This window comes from Hymenobacter citatus, from assembly GCF_014333615.1.
Lineage (GTDB): Bacteria > Bacteroidota > Bacteroidia > Cytophagales > Hymenobacteraceae > Hymenobacter > Hymenobacter citatus.
Genome location: NZ_JACSCY010000002.1, coordinates 485867 through 498680, shown reverse-complemented (window position 1 = coordinate 498680; position 12814 = coordinate 485867). Strand labels below are relative to the sequence as shown.

Annotated in this window: 10 protein-coding genes and 2 tRNA genes; 4 read left to right on the top strand and 8 right to left on the bottom strand. The window is 59.4% G+C overall.

The window, feature by feature from the left end; translation table 11 throughout:
• The 4 genes from H8B15_RS04295 (at nt 1) to H8B15_RS04280 (ending at nt 2215) form a co-directional block, all read left to right on the top strand.
• Nucleotides 1-74 (top strand) — tRNA-Asp (locus H8B15_RS04295).
• Nucleotides 75-121: 47 nt separating this feature from the next.
• Nucleotides 122-195, top strand: a tRNA-Asp gene (locus H8B15_RS04290).
• 271 nt (nt 196-466) lie between these two features.
• A complete protein-coding gene (locus tag H8B15_RS04285; protein ID WP_187318422.1) occupies nt 467-1402 on the top strand; it encodes a helix-turn-helix domain-containing protein in 936 nt (311 codons plus the stop codon).
• A 102-nt stretch (nt 1403-1504) separates the two neighbouring features.
• Nucleotides 1505-2215: an SDR family oxidoreductase gene (locus H8B15_RS04280; RefSeq protein ID WP_187318421.1), complete on the top strand. Its 711-nt coding sequence runs from the start codon at nt 1505-1507 to the stop codon at nt 2213-2215.
• Between the two features lie 183 nt (nt 2216-2398).
• Here H8B15_RS04280 and H8B15_RS04275 read toward each other — a convergent pair whose 3' ends face one another.
• The 8 genes from H8B15_RS04275 to H8B15_RS04240 all read right to left on the bottom strand — a co-directional run bounded on the left by H8B15_RS04275 (nt 2399) and on the right by H8B15_RS04240 (nt 12692).
• Nucleotides 2399-4015, bottom strand: a complete 1617-nt coding sequence (locus tag H8B15_RS04275) for a glycoside hydrolase family 43 protein (RefSeq protein WP_187318420.1) — start codon at nt 4013-4015, stop codon at nt 2399-2401.
• A 146-nt stretch (nt 4016-4161) separates the two neighbouring features.
• Nucleotides 4162-6081: a glycoside hydrolase family 88 protein gene (locus H8B15_RS04270; protein ID WP_187318419.1), complete on the bottom strand. Its 1920-nt coding sequence runs from the start codon at nt 6079-6081 to the stop codon at nt 4162-4164.
• A gap of 294 nt (nt 6082-6375) precedes the next feature.
• Nucleotides 6376-8034 (bottom strand): glycoside hydrolase family 28 protein, encoded by a 1659-nt coding sequence (locus H8B15_RS04265; RefSeq protein ID WP_187318418.1) that lies wholly within the window; start codon nt 8032-8034, stop codon nt 6376-6378.
• A gap of 38 nt (nt 8035-8072) precedes the next feature.
• Nucleotides 8073-9086: a class 1 fructose-bisphosphatase gene (gene fbp, locus H8B15_RS04260; RefSeq protein ID WP_187318417.1), complete on the bottom strand. Its 1014-nt coding sequence runs from the start codon at nt 9084-9086 to the stop codon at nt 8073-8075.
• Between the two features lie 44 nt (nt 9087-9130).
• Entirely contained in the window at nt 9131-9598 is a 468-nt protein-coding gene (locus H8B15_RS04255) for a nuclear transport factor 2 family protein (protein WP_187318416.1), read from the bottom strand.
• Between the two features lie 2 nt (nt 9599-9600).
• The gene (locus tag H8B15_RS04250; RefSeq protein WP_187318415.1) at nt 9601-10923 is read right to left on the bottom strand and encodes an MFS transporter; all 1323 of its coding nucleotides are present in this window, start codon (nt 10921-10923) and stop codon (nt 9601-9603) included.
• 4 nt (nt 10924-10927) lie between these two features.
• Complete coding sequence (locus tag H8B15_RS04245; RefSeq protein WP_187318414.1) at nt 10928-11587, bottom strand: beta/alpha barrel domain-containing protein; 660 nt, start codon at nt 11585-11587, stop codon at nt 10928-10930.
• A 91-nt stretch (nt 11588-11678) separates the two neighbouring features.
• The gene (locus H8B15_RS04240) at nt 11679-12692 is read right to left on the bottom strand and encodes a sugar kinase (protein WP_246455304.1); all 1014 of its coding nucleotides are present in this window, start codon (nt 12690-12692) and stop codon (nt 11679-11681) included.
• Nucleotides 12693-12814 lie beyond the last annotated feature (122 nt).

Sequence of the window (12814 nt, the reverse complement as noted above, 5' to 3'; positions counted from 1 at the left end):
GGTTCGGTAGTTCAGTTGGTTAGAATGCCGCCCTGTCACGGCGGAGGTCGCGGGTTCGAGTCCCGTCCGGACCGCTCTTGTGCGCCCAGAGAAACAAGAAGTTGCTCCGTTAAAGTTAGAAGGTTCGGTAGTTCAGTTGGTTAGAATGCCGCCCTGTCACGGCGGAGGTCGCGGGTTCGAGTCCCGTCCGGACCGCTCTTCTAGCAAAAGGCCCTGCATCAGTTTGATGCAGGGCCTTTTTGCGTTTCAGCCGTTTCGGTTTTAATGGGTAGAGACACAAGATGTTGTGTCTCGTCGTTGCTGACATTGTTTGCATAGAATACAGCCAGGAGACGTTCAACGACGAGACACAAGATATTGTGTCTCTACTTCCTACAGATACACTGACTCCGAGCTACTCTATTTTCTTGGGGAGAGCAGTCGGCTTTCCTAGCCGGGCTGCCGATGATGGCGTATACTGAACCGTATGCAACCAAATTCCTTAGCTGCTTTTTACGCTGCCTGCGCTCCGACGCCGGAAACGCCGGCCGGCGTTCTGCCGCCGCCGGATATGACGCAGGGAGTCGGCCATTTCAACGTCTTCCCGTTAGCCGACCTGCGGGGGGCGCCGCCTATGCCATTTACCCGGCGCGCCTACCACAAAATCGTGCTCTGCCGCAGCCACAGCCGGGTAGAATACGCCGACCGTGACCCGCACAGCGCGCCGAATACCTTGTTTCTGGTAACCCCGCGCGTGTCCTACCGGTGGTTGCCGCTCACGGAGACGCCCGAGGGCTACTGTTGCCTTTTCGACGATGCCTTTTTGTTACCCACCCGCACCGGGGTAGCGGTGGCAGAACTCCCTATTTTCCAACCTGAAGCCTACCCGGTATGGGAAGCAACCGAGGCCGATTGCGTAGCAGTTGAAGCGATTTTCGACAAAATGGCGCGCGAGCTTCCTTCCAACTACGCCTACAAATACGACCTGCTGCGTACCTATTTGTGGGAATTGATTCATCTGGTGCAGAAGCTGCAACCCGTGCCCGCCCGGTTGGCCACGCACAGCGCCGCCGAGCGGGTTACGACCCAGTTTGCTGACTTGCTGGACCGCCAGTTTCCTCGTCAGAGCCCGCAGCCCCCCCTGCGCCTACGCACCGCCGCCGACTATGCCGACCAGCTGGCTGTGCATATCAACCACCTCAATCGGGTGCTAAAAGAAACGACCGGCCATACCACCACGGCCCTGCTAAGCCAGCGCCTAACGCAGGAAGCCAAGCTATTGCTTCGACAAACGAACTGGAGCATCTCAGAGGTTGCCGATAGCCTGGGCTTTGCCGATGTAGCGCATTTCTGTACGTTTTTTAAACGATACGCCGCTCAAACGCCGGGCGATTTTCGCAGCACGGCGGTGTTTGAAATATAAAGTAATTGGATTGATTGGCGAAGTTTACTGCTCGCCTACCCTCCGGACCTTTGCAGGGCACTCGCGCATCACGCTGATGCGGAGAAAACAAGCAAAGACTTTATGGAAAACAAGAAAACTGCGCTGGTTTCGGGCGGCAACAAAGGCATTGGCTTGGCTATTGTGCGCGGACTGCTGCAGGCAGGCTGCCGGGTATATCTGGGTGCCCGCGAGGTGGCGAAAGGTCAGCAAGTCGCGGCAGAGCTGGCAGCGGCAGGCGACGTGCAAGTTATTGAGCTGGACCTGAACAACCAAGCAACGCTAGACGCTGCCGTCGCCCGCGTACAGCATGAGGTAGGCCACCTCGATATTCTGGTGAACAATGCGGGTATCAACGTGGAAGGCGACGGCGCGCCTAGCACGGCAGCCATTCAACGTGTGGAGCAGGTCATGAAGACCAATTTTGTGGGGACACTGACAGCTACTCAGGCCTTTTTGCCCCTACTCCGGCAGGCTGCGGCGGGGCGCATTGTCAACGTATCCAGTCCGTTGGGCTCGCTCACGCTTAGCAGTCAGAACGACTGGGGGTTGCTGGGCTACTCAGCCTCGAAAGCAGCTGTAAACATGCTCACCGTGCAGCTTGCCCACGAGCTGCGGGATACGGCCATCAAAGTTAACTCGGCTAACCCCGGCTACACGGCCACCGATCTGAACGACTTTGCGGGCACCGATACTCCCGAGCAAGGTGCAGCGGAAGCTATCCGGTTGGCTTTGCTGCCCGCCGAGGGCCCCACCGGCACAAGCTCTTCTTCCACGGCCTCCCTACCTTGGTAAGCGCTAGTTGGTCAACCTGTTCAGACAACAGGTTGACCCTTACTCCTTGGAAGGGGTTTGAGTTAACAAAAAGAACCTTCAGCGGGGTGTAGAGACGCATACTTGCGTCTCATCGAGCGCACCATATAGCCGAAATCGTTCAGCGACGAGACGCAAGTATGCGTCTCTACACCTAAACAGGTTCTACTCCACCCGAAACCAGTCCACGTCTAGGCTGCCGGCGTCGTTGGTTTGACCGGGACGGAGGGCGAACAGGCCCATTTTGGCCCCTATCCAGCGGCCTTCGCGGGCCTGAAACTCAGCGCCTACCGGCTGAAACGTGGTGCCATCGGTGCTGTAGCTGAACTGGCACTTGGCGCCGGGGCGCACAGCTACGCGCAGGTACACGGGTTGGCCGGCGGGTAGCGTAGCCACGGGCGGCGCCACGGTTTCGGGCGTGAGCTTGTCGGCATTGCGACAAACGGTCTGACCGATGTGGAGCTGGCCGTTTTGGTTGGTGAGCGACAGGTAGGCGTAATCCAGGCCCATCATGAGCAGGCCGGCTTTTTCGCCTTCCAGGCGCGGGGTGAAGGTGACTTTGGCGGTGGTAGTGAAGGTTTCGGCGGGCAGCTTTTGCAACAGCAGGTTGGGCACCTGCCACAGGCTCCTAAAATCGGCGGGCAGCGGCACCGTGTACAGGCGCAGCTGGCTTAGCGCGGGCATTGGGAAAGCCCAGCCGTCCTGCGGGTTGGCGTGCCACTGCCACTGCAAGCCCAGCGCGGGCGCGTCGAACTCGTCGGAGGTAGCAGGCGTGGCCAGGGGTTGGGCTTTGCCCTTGATATTCGGCTTTTTATGGGTCAGCACGGGCTGGCCGGTGCCGTCGCCATCCGGGTCGTCGCCGATGATGGGCCAGTCGTTTTGCCAGCGCAGGGGCTGCAAGTGCACCACTCGGCCGTAGGCGCCCTGGTCCTGAAAGTGTAAAAACCAGTCCTGGCCGGTGTTGGTGTCGACCCAGGCGCCTTGGTGCGGCCCGTTGATGAGCGTGTTGCCCTGGGCCAGCACAATGCGGTCTTCGTACGGACCAAATATGTTTCTGGAGCGCAGCACCACCTGCCAACCCGGCGTGACGCCCCCGCCCGGCGCAAAAATATAATAGTAGCCATTGCGCTTGTAGAATTTAGGACCTTCCAGGGTAGGATGCTTAGCGTGGCCATCAAACACCAGCACCTCGTCGCCGAGCAGTTGCAGCCCATCGGGCGTCATCTCGCTCACGGCCAGCACGCTTTTGAAGCCCGCCCGCGAGCCAGCAAAGGCGTGCACGAGGTAGGCGCGGCCATTGTCGTCCCAAAACGGGCAGGGGTCGATCCAGCCCTTTGCCTCTTTCACCAGCATAGGCGGCTCCCAGGGGCCGGCCGGGTGCTGGGCGCGGGTCACGAAGATGCCCAGGTCAGGATCGGGGTAGTAGATGTAGTAGAGGCCCTTGTGGTAGCGGATGGCGGGCGCCCACACGCCCCCGCCGTGCTGGGGCTTTTGGAACCGTTCGGCGGGCTGCTGCTCGCCGAACACCGCACTGAGCAACGTCCAGTTTACCAGGTCTTTGGAATGCAGAATCTGCAAACCGGGCACGCTGTTGAAGCTCGACGATACCAGGTAATAGTCCTCCCCTACCCGAATCACGTCGGGGTCTGAGTAATCGGCGTAGAGTACCGGGTTTTTATAGGTACCGTTGCCCAGGTCCGGCACCCACACTTTGGAGAGCGTGTTGGTTTGGGCCAGGGTCAGGGTAGGTAGCAGAACCAGCAGAAAGAACAAGTGGCGCATCGCAATAACAGGGGTAAAAGAACGTCATGCTGAGCTTGTCGAAGCATCTCGCGTACTGATGCTAGATACTATCTTTCATCAGCACGCGAGATGCTTCGACAAGCTCAGCATAACGTTCTATTTTAATTATTGTTAATCAACTATTTCTACCACAACAGCCACTCCGCCAAATCCTTACCAGCGTTGAAGTTCTCATACACGGCCGGAATCTTGCGGCCGTCCACGTACTCATTATATAGCCACGGGTCACCCACAGCGAAGACCGTTCCCTTCCCAACCTTGGCCGTGGCGATAATCACGTTGCCACCTTGCGAAACGCTGGCCTTGGCCGGACCCGATAGCCCTAGTGGCGCCAGCTCCTTGATGTAGGCCGCACGGGCATGCCTGAAAATGGCGTTACCGGCCGGAATATCCACGCGGCCCTGCTCAAACTGGCTGCCTTTCACCATGTTGATGTTCTGGGGTAGGAACTGCACGCCGAAATTCTTCGCCAGCTCGTTGAAGCGCGGAATCTCACAGTTCGACGTGTCATTGGCCATCAGCACCAGCGTGCCGCCGCCGCGTACCCAGTCCGTTATGGCCTTGCGGTCAGCGGCTTGCACGTAGTTGGGCTGGGGCGTTTCCTTTTTCGTGTCGGGGTCTACGATGATGTAGACGTTTAAGCCTTTGAGGGCGGCGGTGGTAGGCGCGGTGGGCACCGCCACGGTGCGGGCGCCCAGCTCCCGAAACTGATTGCCCCACAGCCAGAAGCCGCCATGCGTGCGGTCTTCCCAGGTGTAGTGCCACTGCTCCTGCTGCCCCGTAATCGGGTTTTGGCGCAGCTCGTGGTTGAAATAGTAGTCCAGGCCCACCGTTTTTCCCTGGCCCACGCCGTTTTCGCGGGCAATTTCCATTTCCACGCTCGCTAGAATGAACGGTCCTATCCCCTTCAGGTCGTTTTTGCGCAGGGGCTCGGAGAGGTAGTATTCGTAGCTGCCGTCGCGGTAGGGGTTGCCGCCCAAGCCGCCCACGCTCACCGTGCCGTTGAGGGCCAGGGCGTTGTTTTCTGTCGAGACGAAGGTTTTGAGCAGGCCGTCGTAGCCTTTCTGGGCGGTTTGCAGGTATTTCTTGTCGAGGTAGCCCATCCGTACGCCCTTGGCCAGCGCGTACACAAACATGCTGCTGCCCGAGGCCTCGGCGTAGTTGCCTTTGCGCCCGGCCTGGTCCATCACCAGCGACCAGGTGCCGGTTTTCGGATCCTGATACTTAGCCAGCACCGGCGCCAGGCGCTGCACGTCTTTAATGAGCTGCTGCCGCTGCGGATGGTCCTTAGGAAAATAATCGAGCACATCGACCAGCGCCATGGCATACCAGCCCATGCCCCGGTCCCAGAAATTGGGCGACTGGCCAGTTTGCTTGTTGGCCCACTTTTGCTCACGACTTTCGTCGTAGCCGTGGTAGAGCAGGCCGGTTTTGGGGTCTACCAGGTTCTTCTCAATCAGCGCAAACTGCTTGGCCACATCGTCGAAGCCCTGGGGCTGATTGAATACCTGGCTGTACTCGGCGTAGAAGGGCTCGGCCATGTACAGGCCATCGAGCCACATCTGATTGGGATACACCTTCTTGTGCCAGAAGCCGCCCGCCTTGGTGCGCGGCTGACCTTCAATTTGCTGCCGTAGCAGTTGGGCCGCTTTCTGATACTTATCGGTTTTTTTGAGTAGGGAAACCTGGCTGAGCAGCAGCAGGGCGTGGCCGGTGGCGAGGTTGTCAAGGTTATAGTCGGCGGGTTTGTAGGTGCGGATGCTGCCGTCGGGCTGCACAAACTGGTCGAGGTCTTGCTGAATGTAGGCGAAGTATTTTCCGTCGCCGGAGCGCTGCCACACGCGCTCCAACGCCTTCAGCATCAGGCCCTGCTCGTAGTCCCAGCGGGCGGTTTTGCGGTTGCTAATGACGATGGAATCGGGATACCAGGAGATGAACGCGTCGGCCATGCGCTGCGACATGGGCGGCGCGGGGGTAGGCGTTTGGGCCACGGTGGCGGCCGAGGTCAGCAGTAAGCCGGAAAGAAGCAGGCGGGAAAAGAGCATATAGGAAAAGTATAAGTCAAAAGCGACAGTCGGTCTTGTCGCTGGAATTATGGAATAGGCCGTCATTCCGAGCTTGCCGAGGAATCTCGCGTGCTGATGTTGAATACTATCTTTCATCAGCACGCGAGATTCCTCGGCAAGCTCGGAATGACGTTCAACGAAGTATGCCAAGTCCTCACTGCGTTCGGAATGACAACGAAACAACGTCAGCAACGACGCCAACCACCCCAGTTGCGACTTTAGTCGCAACATCCCCTCCTCAGCTGAGGAGGGGAGTTTCGTTCTGACGGCCGACTATCGTTTGGAAACCGTAATGACTTTCTTCGACACCTTCTGGCCCAGCTCCACGTCTTTTTTGGCGGCTTTGGTGTCGGTGTTGGTCAGCTTCACGGCCTTGGTTCGGTCGCCGCTGAGGCGCACCAGTAGGTCGGCGCTGTTAGTATAGCGCAGGTTATCTACCGATACATTTTGGCTGTTCTGGATTTCTATTACGGGCTTGGTATTCGACGTCAGCAGGGCCACGTTTTTTAGCGTCACGCCTTCGGCTTCCTGGCATACCATGCCTTTCTCGCTTTCCAGTACCGTGTTCTGAATCAGGATGTTCTTGATGCTCATTTCGGGTAGGCCCCGGATGAGAATGCCGGTTTCGGCGCCTTTGCACACCACGTTGTTGATGGTGAAGTCGCGGAACTGCGGGGTGCCCTCGTTCAGCGGCTCGGCCTTGATTTCGGGTAGGGCCTCCGGCTCGCCGTTGGCGGGCACGGGGTCCTTGGCGGCATAGTACATATCAAACAGGATGGCCTGCCCGGCAATGTCGGTCATGGCCACGCCGTCGACGTAGATTTTCTCCACCACGCCGCCCCTACCCCGCGTGGTCTTGAAGCGCAGGCCCACGTCGGTGCCGATGAAGGTGCAGTTGTACACAAACAGGTTGCGCGCCCCGCCCGACATCTCCGAGCCAATCACGAAGCCGCCGTGGGCGTGGTAGACTTTGCAGTTGCGAAACACGAAGTTCTCGGTGGGCACGCCGCGCTTGCGACCCTGCTCGTTTTTGCCCGATTTGATGCAGATACCATCGTCGCCCACGTCGAAGGTGCAGTCCTCCACCAGCCCATTCCGGCAGGATTCCAGGTCCAGGGCATCGGTGTTCTGGCCGTACCAGGGGTTTTTAGCCGTCACGCGGCGGATGGTCACGTCCTCGCACAACAGGGGGTGTATGGTCCAGGCCGGCGAGTTCTGAATGGTGAAATCTTCCAGCAGCACTTGCTTGCAGCGTTGCAGGCTGAGCATGTTGGGCCGTAGGAAATCCTTGATGTCGGCAAAGTCAGCCGGCTCGGTTTTGCCCGGCTTGATGACGCCGGGCTCCGGCATGGTCGACGCTTTCAGGGCCTGTTCCGATGGGTACCAGTAGTCCTTTTTTTCATTTAAGGCGCCGCCCGCCGCTACGCGCTGCTTCCACTGCCCGGCCGTGAGCTTGTCTTTTTTCACGGGACGCCACACGTCGCCGTTGCCGTCGAGCACGCCGGGGCCGGTGATGGCAATGTTGGTCAGGTCCATGCCCGAGATGGGCGACTGGTTGCGCACGGCGTCTACCCCTTCCCAGTTGGTTTTGATGAGCGGATACTGGCTTTTGTCGGCCGTAAACTGCACCAGCGCGCCTTTGGCTAGGTGCAGGTTCACGTTGTCTTTCAGCTCGATAGGCCCGGTTAACCACAGGCCGGCCGGCACCACCACTACCCCTTTCTTCTGACTGGCGGCGGCTATGGCCTGCTGAAACGCTTTGGTGTTCAGGGTCTGGCCGTCGGCCTTGCCGCCGTAGCTGAGCAGGCTCACCGTGTCGGCCGCGAACTGGGTAGGCTTCACCGAGAAGGTAGGGCGAGCTTGCCCGGCGGCGGGGGCCGCAGCAGTTAGCGCGGCAGCTACAGAAAGCAGAAAAGGGAGTTGATAGGTCATGCTATGGGAATTTAGATATGCGAAAAAAGGCGCCGAAGCTAGGTCGTTTCCATGCCCAGCAGCTCATCTACCAACGAGTAGGAGCCCGTGAACAAAGGCGTGCGTTGATGAAAGTGCGTGGGCATTAGGTCCATTACCCGGCCCAGGCCGGGACCGGCTTCGGCCCTACCCCCGGCCTGCTCAATCACGAAGGCCAGCGGGAATGATTCGTAGAGCAGGCGCAGCTTGCCATCGGGGTTTTTCTGGGTGGGCGGGTAGAGATAGATGCCTCCTACCAGCAGGTTGCGATGGTAGTCGGCCACCAGGGAGCCCACGTAGCGGCCGCTGCACCGGCGCTCCTTGCAGCGCGTGAGGTAGTCGCGCACGTACTCGGGGTAGTCGTGCCAGTTGCCCTCATTGCAGGAGAAGATGCTGCCGGTTTCCGGAATGAGCATGCGCGGGTGCGAGAGGAAAAACTCGCCCAACGAGCTTTCGTAGGTGAAGCCCGCCACGCCGTGCCCGGTGGTGTACACCAGCATGGTGCTGGAGCCATACAAAATATAGCCCGCCGCTATCTGCCGACGGCCACCCTGCAGGAAATCGGCCTCCGTGGCCGGCGCGCCGTAGGGCGACACCCGGCGGTAGATGCTGAAAATGGTGCCGATGCTCACGTTCACATCGATATTAGACGAGCCATCCAGCGGGTCGATGGCTACCACGTATTTGCCCTGCACGTTGCCGGTATGCACAATTCCGTCTTCCTCCTCGGAAAGCACCGCGCAGGCTTGGCCACCGTTGGTCAGCGCCCGAATGAAGCGAATATTGGCTACCACGTCCAGCTTTTGCTGCTGCTCGCCCTGCACGTTTTGCTGCCCAAAGGCGCCCGCTACTTCCGCCAGCCCCGCCCGATTAATCTCTCGGCTCACGATTTTTCCGGCCAGGGCAATGTCGCGCAGCAGCTGCGACAGCTCCCCGGTGGCGTACGGAAACTCGCTTTGGGTACGCATAATGTAGCGCTCCAGGGTGGTACCCACGGGCTGGGCAATGCTGTCTTCTAACGGACGATGACTCATGGAAATAGCAACTTAGAGATATGATGCGCGAATAGCGCCAGCGTTTACTTCGCCTGTTTCTGCGACTGCCACAGCACTACCTGCCAGCCTTTCTTGGGGTCTTTGATCTGCACCACCACGTACTTGAGGTGGGCCAGATTGGGGTTGGCGTCGGCCGTGGGGGGTAGGGTGATGGTGATGGTGCCGTTCACCAAGGCGGCCTGGCCGTTGTTATAGGCGCGCACGTTCAGGGCTTCCACGTCGATTTTCTCGTACTGGCTCTTGCCGTCGCGGATGCTCTGGATGTAATCGGTTTTGCCGTTTTGCTTGCCGCTGGCGTGGGTGTACACCAGGTCGTCGGCAAAGACTTTTTCCAGGAAGGCGTAGTCTTTTTTCACCTGCGCCTCAAAGCGTTGGCGCTCCAGGCGCTCTACTTCCTGCACGGCTGCTTTGTCTTTGGCCGTGGGGGTTTGGGCAAAGGCCACCCCTACCCCACCCAGCAGGAGGAGTAAAAAAATCGCTAATCTTTTCATTTTTATACGGTTACAGTACTTGACTTAGTTGGTTCGCCCAGATTCACGGGCGCCATGCGCGGCACAAACAAGTGCATCACCACCCAGGCCAATAGATAGGCCGAGCCGCAGATCAGAAAAATGATGTTGTAGCCGCCGTTGATGTTGCCGGCAGCCTTGTAGGTATCGAGCAGGTAGCCGATGAGCAGCGGAAACAGGATGCCGCCCACCGAGCCGGCCATGCTGCCGATGCCCACAATGGAGCTAACGGCCTTTTTGGGGAACATATCGGAGGCCACGGTGAAGATGTTGGCACTCCAGGCCTGGTGCGCGGCGGCAGCCAAGCTAATGAGGGCCACGGCGGGCCAGATGCTGGTGGCGTAGCGGGCCAGCATAATGGGCACTACCAGCAGGGCAAAAACCAGCATGGCCGTTTTGCGCGCTTTATACACGCTCCAGCCCCGCTTAATCAGAAACGAGGAGAAGTAGCCGCCCCCAATGCTGCCTACCGTAGTCAGGGTATACACCACCACCAGCGGCAAGCTGGGCTTTTTCAGGTCCAGATCGAAGGTAGTGGCGAAATAGGACGGCAGCCAGAACAGGAAAAACCACCAGATAGGGTCCGTCAGCATCTTGCCGAACACGAAGGCCCAGGTCTGGCGCACGCTCAGCAGCTTGCCCCACGAAATCGTTTTGCCGTGGTCGCCCTCGGCGGCTTCCGGCTCGTTGTCGCTGTGAATGTAGGCGTATTCCTCGGCCCCCAGCTTGGGCTGCTTGGAAGGTATCTGGTAGGACACCCACCAGAAGATCAACCAGATAAACCCAATACCACCCGTAATCAGGAAGGCCTCTTCCCAGCCGTAGGCACCCAAAATCCAGGGCACCATGATGGGCGCTACCACGGCTCCAATGTTGGCGCCGGAGTTGAAAATACCCGTGGCCAAGGCGCGCTCCTTCTTCGGGAACCACTCGGCCACGGTTTTGATGGCGGCCGGGAAGTTGCCGGCTTCACCCAAACCCAGCGCGGCGCGCGCCACGCCAAACCCCAGCGTGCTAGTAGCAAAGGCGTGCGCAATGGCGGCCCCGCTCCAGGCAATGATGGAAATAATGTAGCCTTTCTTGGTGCCGATGAAATCAATAATTCGCCCAAAGGCCAGCAACCCAATGGCATAGGCCGCCGAAAAGGCCATGACGATGTAGCTGTAGCTGCTCTCCGTCCAGTTGAACTGGGTTTCGAGGGTAGGCTTGAGCAGGCCGATTACCTGGCGGTCGAGGTAGTTGATGCTGGTGGCGAAGAACAGCAGCGCCACAACGGTCCAGCGGTAGGTTCCGAGTTTCTTTTCCATAGGTCTACTGCTGCGCACGTTGTTGAATGAATTGCACGAGGCCAGCCACTTTGGCCGTCAGCGCGTCGGCGCCCGCGTCGCCCTTAAAGAGTTGGGAGCCAATGCCCACGGCCTGTACACCCGCCGTCAGCCACTCGCCAATGCTTTCCTCCGTGGGCTCTACCCCGCCGGTCACCATCAGGGGCACGTCGGGCAGGGGGCCGCGCACGGCTTTGATGTAGCCGGGGCCCACGGTGTTGCCGGGAAATACCTTCACCACGTCGGCGCCCAGCTGGTGGGCGCGGTAGATTTCGTTTAACGTCATGGCGCCGGGCAGCCAGGCCACGTCGGCGTGCTTGCACGCGTGCGCCACCGACTCAGTGGTGACGGGCTGCACCACGAAATCGGCGCCGGCCTGGATGAAGCGTTGGGCTTCTTCGCCTTCATAAATCGTCCCGATGCCGAGCAGCATCTCCGGGCAGTTGGCCTGCACAAACGATTGCAACTGCGTAAACACGTCGAAGGCCTGCGCGCCCCGATTGGTGAACTCAAATACCCGGATACCGCCGTTGTAGCAGGCTTGCACAATTTGCTGGGCGTGGGATAAGTCGGGATGATAAAACACCGGTACTAGCGGGTGCGCCAGCAAGGTTTTTAATGCATCAGTACGTGAGAATCGAGCCATAAGCGAGGTAGGGTAGAAAAAGAGAAAAGAGCGAATACAGCACCTATCTGGTTCTAGGCGCCAGGGAAAAGAATATTTAGTTATGAGGTGGTTAGCGTAATAACCGTCCGGTCACGTTGCCTTGCACAATATGCTCCACCTCCGCGGCCGTCACCAGGTTAATGTCGCCGACGATGGTGTGCTTGAGGGCCGAGGCCGCCGTGGCAAAGCCCAGCGCCCGCGCCGGGTCCTGCCCGTAGTGCAGCCAGCCGTAGATGAAGCCCGAAATGAACGAGTCGCCGCCGCCGATGCGGTCTATTACCGGCACGATGTCGTAGGGCGTGGTTTCGTGGTAGGCGCCCTGGTCGTAGAGCAGCCCGCGGATGCGCTCGTGGGAGGCACTTTGGGTTTCGCGGCGGGTGGCAATCACCTGCTTGATCTGCGGGAAGCGCTGTTGCAGCTGCTCGCACATGCTCACGAAACGGTCTTCCCTACCCTCCTCGGGCCGAATGCCAAACAAGTCCTCGGCGTCGCCCTCGGTGCACACCACCACGTCGCAGCCGGCTACCAGCTCAAGCATCACGTCCTGCGCCTTCTGGCCGTACTGCCACAGGTTGCGGCGGTAGTTCACGTCGGCCGACACGGTGATGCCTAGGCGCCGAGCCGCCTGAATAGCCTCGCGGGTAGCCTGCGCGGCACTGACCGAAATGGCGGGCGTGATGCCCGTCCAGTGCAGCCACTGGGCGTCTTTCAGGATTTCCTCCCAGTTGAACCACGCGGGGTCGAGGTTCGCAAAAGCCGAATCGGCACGGTCGTACACGATTTTGCTACCCCGCAACGAGGCCCCTACCTCCAGGAAGTAGAGCCCCAACCGCTGCCCCCGAAACACGCAATGCTGCATATCCACGCCCAGGCGCTGGAAGTGCTGGGCGGCGGCGCGGCCCAGGTCGTTGTCGGGGAAGCAGCCGGCGTGGGCGGCTGGCTGGCCCAGTTGGGCCAGGGCAGCCGCCACGTTAGCGTCGCCGCCGCCGTAGTTCACGTCCAGGCTGCTGGCTTGGGTGAGGCGCAGGTTGAGCGGCGGCGACAACCGCATCATGATTTCGCCGAAGGTTACAACTTGTTTCAAAAGGAGGTGTGTTGAGTGCGGGTAGTAGAACGTCATTTCGAACGCAGTGAGAAATCTCGCGTGCTGATGGCAGGTAGTAAATTCAACGTCAGCACGCGAGATTTCTCACTACGTTCGAAATG

Bases quoted from the DNA above. Each gene is read 5' to 3' on its own strand.
- H8B15_RS04285 (WP_187318422.1), top strand. From the start codon at position 467: ATGCAACCAAATTCCTTAGCTGCTTTTTACGCTGCCTGCGCTCCGACG.
- H8B15_RS04280 (WP_187318421.1), top strand. From the start codon at position 1,505: ATGGAAAACAAGAAAACTGCGCTGGTTTCGGGCGGCAACAAAGGCATT.
- H8B15_RS04275 (WP_187318420.1), bottom strand. From the start codon at position 4,015: ATGCGCCACTTGTTCTTTCTGCTGGTTCTGCTACCTACCCTGACCCTG.
- H8B15_RS04270 (WP_187318419.1), bottom strand. From the start codon at position 6,081: ATGCTCTTTTCCCGCCTGCTTCTTTCCGGCTTACTGCTGACCTCGGCC.
- H8B15_RS04265 (WP_187318418.1), bottom strand. From the start codon at position 8,034: ATGACCTATCAACTCCCTTTTCTGCTTTCTGTAGCTGCCGCGCTAACT.
- fbp (WP_187318417.1), bottom strand. From the start codon at position 9,086: ATGAGTCATCGTCCGTTAGAAGACAGCATTGCCCAGCCCGTGGGTACC.
- H8B15_RS04255 (WP_187318416.1), bottom strand. From the start codon at position 9,598: ATGAAAAGATTAGCGATTTTTTTACTCCTCCTGCTGGGTGGGGTAGGG.
- H8B15_RS04250 (WP_187318415.1), bottom strand. From the start codon at position 10,923: ATGGAAAAGAAACTCGGAACCTACCGCTGGACCGTTGTGGCGCTGCTG.
- H8B15_RS04245 (WP_187318414.1), bottom strand. From the start codon at position 11,587: ATGGCTCGATTCTCACGTACTGATGCATTAAAAACCTTGCTGGCGCAC.